Source organism: Actinomadura fibrosa (assembly GCF_900659615.1).
GTDB lineage: Bacteria > Actinomycetota > Actinomycetes > Streptosporangiales > Streptosporangiaceae > Spirillospora > Spirillospora fibrosa.
In genome coordinates, this window is the sequence record NZ_CAACUY010000411.1 from 1 (window position 1) to 5,287 (window position 5,287).

A 5,287-nucleotide genomic window follows, 5' to 3' on the forward strand; every position below is an offset into this window, starting at 1 on the left:
ATCGAGTGGACGAGCGGGACGCCCCAGCGCTTCTTGGCGGCCCATCCGGCCTGCCCGGACAACCAGTAGTGCGTGTGGAGGGGTCGCAGTGGCCCGGCATGGGCGTGGAGCTGCTGGACCACTCGCCCGCGTTCGCGTCCCGGCTCGCCGAGTGCGCCAAGGCGCTCGAACCGTACGTCGAGTGGGACCTGCTCGACGTGCTGCGCGGCGCGCCCGGCGCCCCCACGCTGGACGCCGTCGACGTCGTCCAGCCTGTCCTGTGGGCGGTGATGGTGTCGCTCGCCGAGGCGTGGCGCGCGGCGGGCGTCGAGCCGTCCGCCGTCGTCGGCCACTCGCAGGGCGAGATCGCCGCGGCCTGCGTCGCGGGCGGGCTGCCGCTGGAGGACGGCGCCCGCGTCGTCGCCCTCCGCAGCAAGATCATCCGACATGGGCTCGCGGGCCGGGGCGGCATGATGTCGGTCGCCCTGTCCGCCGACCAGGCCGCCGAGCACATCGCCGCGTGGGACGGCCGCCTCCAGCTCGCCGTCGTCAACGGGCCCGGCTCCGTCGTCGTCTGCGGCGACCCCGACGCCCTCGGCGAGCTCAAGGAGCGGCTCGACGCCGACGGCGTGCAGGCCCGCCGCATCCCGGTGGACTACGCGTCCCACTCGGTGTTCGTGGAGGAGATCCGTGACCGGCTGCTGGCCGAGCTGACCGGCCTCGCGCCGCGGACGTCGGCCGTGCCGTTCTACTCGACCGTCACCGCCGGGCCGCTCGACACCGCCGGGCTGGACGCCGAGTACTGGTACGCCAACCTGCGCGAGACCGTCCGCTTCGAGGAGACGACCCGCGCGCTGCTCGCCGACGGCTTCGAGATCTTCGTCGAGGCCAGCCCGCACCCGGGCCTGCTCGTCGGCCTCGGCGAAACGGCCGAGTCCGCCGGAACGGCCGCCGCGCTCGTCGGCACCCTCCGCCGCGGCGAGGGCGGCCCGCGCCGCCTCACCGCCTCGCTCGCCGAGGCCTACACGCGCGGCGCGACCGTCGACTGGGAGAGCGTGTTCGCCGGGACGGGCGCCCGCCGCGTCGAGCTGCCCACCTACGCGTTCCAGCGCAAGCGGTACTGGCTCGACGTGCCCGAGCGCACCGGCGACGCGTCCAGCGCGGGCCAGGTGCCCGCCGGCCACCCGCTGCTCGGCGCCGCCGTGCCGGTCGCCGGAACGGGTGGGGTGCTGCTCACCGGACGGCTCTCCGTCGCGTCGCAGCCCTGGCTCGCCGATCACGTCGTGGACGGCACCGTCCTGTTCCCCGGCACCGGCTTCGTCGAGCTCGCCGTCCGCGCGGGCGACGAGGCCGGGCGCGGGCGCGTGGACGAGCTGACCCTTGAGGCGCCCCTCGCGCTCCCGGACCGCGGCGGCGTCGCGATCCAGGTCGCCGTCGACGCCGACCTGCGCACCGTGACGGTCCACTCGCGTCCCGAGGACGCGCCCGCCGACCTGCCCTGGACGCGGCACGCCGTCGGCACGCTCGCCGACGCCGCGCCCGAACCGCCGCCCGAGGACGCGCCGTGGCCGCCGCCGGGCGCCGAACCGGTCGACCTCACCGGCTTCTACGAGCGGTCCTCCGCGGACGGCCTGGCCTACGGCCCGGTCTTCCAGGGGATGCGCGCGGCCTGGCGGTCCGGCGGCGACGTGTACGCCGAGATCGCCCTGGAGCAGGCCGCCGCCTCCGCCGGACGGTTCGGCCTGCACCCCGCCGCGCTCGACGCGGCCCTGCACGCCACCGCGCTGCTCGCCGACGACCCGGCGCGCGTCACGCTGCCGTTCGCCTGGAGCGGCATCGACCTGCACGCCGCGGGCGCCGCCGCGCTCCGGATGCGGATGACCCGCCTCGGCGAGGACGAGGTCGCGATCCGCTTGACCGACACCACAGGCCGTCCCATCGCGTCCGTCGGGTCGCTCGTGCTACGGCCCGTCGCGCCCGGCGGGCTCGCCGCGGCCGGCGCGTCCCACGACGCGCTGTTCGAGCTCACCTGGACGCCGGCCGAGCCCGCCGGCCCCGTCCCGGACGCGGTCGTGCACCGCTGCGCCGCCGGGACGACGGCGGAGCAGGTCCACGCGGAGACCGCCGCGGTCCTGGCCGTCCTCCAGACCCACCTGGACGGCGACACCGCCGCGCCGCTGGCGGTCGTCACGCGGGGCGCGGTGTCCGCGCACGGCGAGGACGTCACCGACCTGGCCGGAGCGGCGGTCTGGGGCCTCGTCCGCAGCGCCCAGACGGAGAACCCGGGACGGATCATCCTCATCGACGTAGATGGGGACGACGACGCGGCGGCCATCGACGTCGCGCTGGCCGCCGGGGAACCGCAGATCGCGCTGCGATCCGGCGTCCCGCACCGCCCGCGCCTCGTCCGCGTGGCCGGGGACGCGCCCGGCGGCCCGCCCGCCACCGTCTTCGGCGCGCGGCCCGGCACCGTCCTCATCACCGGCGGCACCGGCACGCTGGGCGGCCATGTCGCCCGGCACCTGGTCACCGCGCACGGCGTCACCGACCTGCTGCTCACCAGCCGCCGCGGCCCGGACGCGCCCGGCGCCGCGGACCTCGCCGCCGAGCTGACCGCCCTCGGCGCCCGCGTCGACGTGGTCGCCTGCGACGCCGCCGACCGCGCCGCGCTCGCCGCTGTGCTCGACGGCCGCGCCCTCACCGGCGTCGTCCACACGGCGGGCGTCCTCGACGACGGCGTCCTGGCGTCGCTGACGCCCGAGCGGCTCGCCGGCGTTCTGCGCCCCAAGGTCGACGCCGCGCAGAACCTGCACGAGCTCACCGCCGGGCACGACCTGACGGCGTTCGTGCTGTTCTCGTCCGCCGCGGGCGTCACCGGCGGCGCCGGGCAGGCCAACTACGCCGCCGCGAACTCCTTCCTGGACGGCCTCGCCGCGCACCGCCGCGCCCACGGCCTGCCCGCGCAGTCCCTCGCCTGGGGTCTGTGGGCGGAGTCCAGCGGCATGACCGGCGCGCTGGACGACGCCGACCTGTCCCGGATGAAGCGCGACGGCGTCCTGCCCATCGCCACCGCCGAGGGGCTCGCGCTCCTCGACACCGCCGGGGCGCTCGACCGCGCGTTCCTCGCCCCCGTCCGGCTCGACCTGACCGGCCTCACCCGCGCCGACGCGCCGTACCCGCTGCGCGACCTCGTCCGCGGCCCGGCCCGCCGCACCGTCGACGCCACCGCCGCCGCCGAGCCGGCCGAGAGCCTGCGCGACCGGCTCGCCCGCCTCAGCCCGGCGCGCCGGGAGCTGGCGCTGCTGGACGCCGTCCGCGCCCAGGCCGCCGCCACCCTCGGCTACGGCGACCCGGACGAGGTCGACCCCGAACGGTCCTTCCGCGACATGGGCTTCGACTCGCTCGCCGCCGTCCAGTTCCGCAACGGGCTCGGCGAGACCGTCGGGGAGCGCCTCCCGGCGACCCTCGTCTTCGACCACCCGACCGCGCACGCCCTCGTCCGGCACCTGCTGGACGAGCTCCAGATCGGCGGCGCCGAGCCCGAGCCGCAGCCTGACCCGGCCGCCACCGACACCGCTACCGACATCGCCGCCGACGGCGGCACCGAGGACCGCACCGAAGAGATCCGGAACATGAGCGTGGCCGAGCTCCTGCAGGCCGCGCAACGATCAGGAGAACCGGCATGACAGAGCTGCTCGACCGCACCGGCCAGCGCGTCTACCCCACCGACGAGGAACTGCTGAACCGCGTCCTCACGCCCTACCGGGCCAAGCGGTGCGAGTACCTGACCTCGGTCACGGTGACCCTGGAGGGCGACCCGCCCGACAACGGGCGGCTCATGGCCGCCTGCGTCTTCGAGATCCCCGAGTCCTGCTACATCGACGACACCGGGCACTTCAACTCCGTCGAGTTCAACATCTGCTTCAACCAGATGGCGTACTACCTGATGGCGAAGGCGGTGAAGGAGTCGCTGATCGAGCCGTTCTCCCGCTGGACGCTGGAGCAGTTCTGGACGCGGCAGCTCGGCGACGTGTTCATCACCGACTTCAAGAGCGCGTTCCGCGCGTCCATGCGCGGGCGCATCTTCCACGGCGAGATCGAGGTCGCCGACATCGCCGAGTGGGACGGCAACGACCTCCGCGACCCCCTCGTCATCCTGCGGACCAAGTGCCGCTACTGGGACGAGCACGGCGGCGACAGCCACGGCGAGGTCGCCGCCGCCATCACCAACCCGCCCGCGATCTGACCGCCCACGGGCCCGTGCAGAAGCCGCCTGCGAAGGAAGCGACGATGAGCGACGTCCAACGGCCCCGGCCACCGGCGGGGGCCCGCCAGGTCGACACCGACCGCCTGTACGACCGGCTCGCCGACCGCGGCCTGCGGTACGGTCCCGCGTTCCGCGGCCTGCGCGCCGTGTGGGCGGACGGCGAGGAGGTCCACGCCGACGCCGGCCTCGACCCGGGCGCCGCCGGCTCCGGCCCCGCCGGACCCGGCGACTACCTGCTGCACCCGGCGCTCCTCGACGCCGCGCTCCAGACCGCGCTGGTCCCCGGCATCGACGGCGACGGCGGGACGTTCCTGCCGTTCGCGCTGCGCGGTGTCCGCGTCCACCGGCCCGGCGCGCGGGCCGTCCGCGTCCACACCGTCCCCGGTGCGGGCGGGGTCTCCCTCGCCCTCACCGGCGAGGACGGCGAACCGGTCGCGACGGTCGGCTCGCTGGTCCTCCGCCCGGTCACCGCCGACCAGCTCGACGCCGCCGCGCAGAGCACGCGGCTGCTGCGCGTCGCGTGGAAGGCCGTCCCGCAGCCGCCGCCCGCCGCCGACCGCGGGCAGTGGGCGTTCCTCGGCACCGACCACATCGGCGTCACCGGCGCGTTGAAGTCCGCGCGCCGCCCCGTCGGCTCCTACGCCTCCCTGCGCGCCCTCGACGCGGCGCTCCGCGACGGCGCGCCCGCCCCGGACGTGGTCGTCGTGTCCTGCACGGAGGAGGACTCGCCCGTCCGGTCCGCCGCGCAGCGCGCCCTCGGCCTCGTCCAGGAGTGGCTGGCCGACGACCGGCTCTCCGGCGCGCGGCTCATGCTCGTCACCACCGGCGCCGTCGCCGTCCGCCCGGAGGAGGACCTGTCCGACCTGTCCGGCGCCGCCGTGTGGGGCCTGGTCCGCAGCGCGCAGGCCGAGCACCCCGGCCGCTTCGTCCTCGTCGACGTCGACGAGCCCGAGGACTCCGGCCGCGCCCTCGCCGCCGCGGCGGCCACCGGCGAACCGCAGCTCGCCGTGCGGCAGGGCGCGCTGTCCCGGCCGCGCCTCG

The 5,287-nt window shown here is 76.5% G+C and carries 3 protein-coding genes and 1 pseudogene; 3 read left to right on the forward strand and 1 reads right to left on the reverse strand.

The annotated features are described in order from the left end of the window. A pseudogene (locus E1300_RS54315) lies at positions 1–97 on the reverse strand (glycosyltransferase); the annotation flags it as partial. Position 98: 1 nt separating this feature from the next. Between E1300_RS54315 and E1300_RS47425 the strand changes: the two are divergent. The 3 genes from E1300_RS47425 to E1300_RS47435 form a co-directional block, all read left to right on the forward strand. Beyond that, positions 99–3,665, forward strand: a complete 3,567-nt coding sequence (locus E1300_RS47425; RefSeq protein WP_242619865.1) for a type I polyketide synthase — start codon at positions 99–101, stop codon at positions 3,663–3,665. Beyond that, positions 3,662–4,225 carry an FcoT family thioesterase gene (locus E1300_RS47430; protein WP_131763819.1) on the forward strand — a complete coding sequence of 188 codons (564 nt, stop codon included), beginning with the start codon at positions 3,662–3,664 and terminating at the stop codon, positions 4,223–4,225. The genes E1300_RS47425 and E1300_RS47430 overlap by 4 nt, the downstream gene beginning before the upstream one ends. 44 nt (positions 4,226–4,269) lie before the next feature. Then, the coding region (locus E1300_RS47435) for a SpnB-like Rossmann fold domain-containing protein (protein ID WP_207400412.1) at positions 4,270–5,287 on the forward strand (1,018 nt) is incomplete at its 3' end.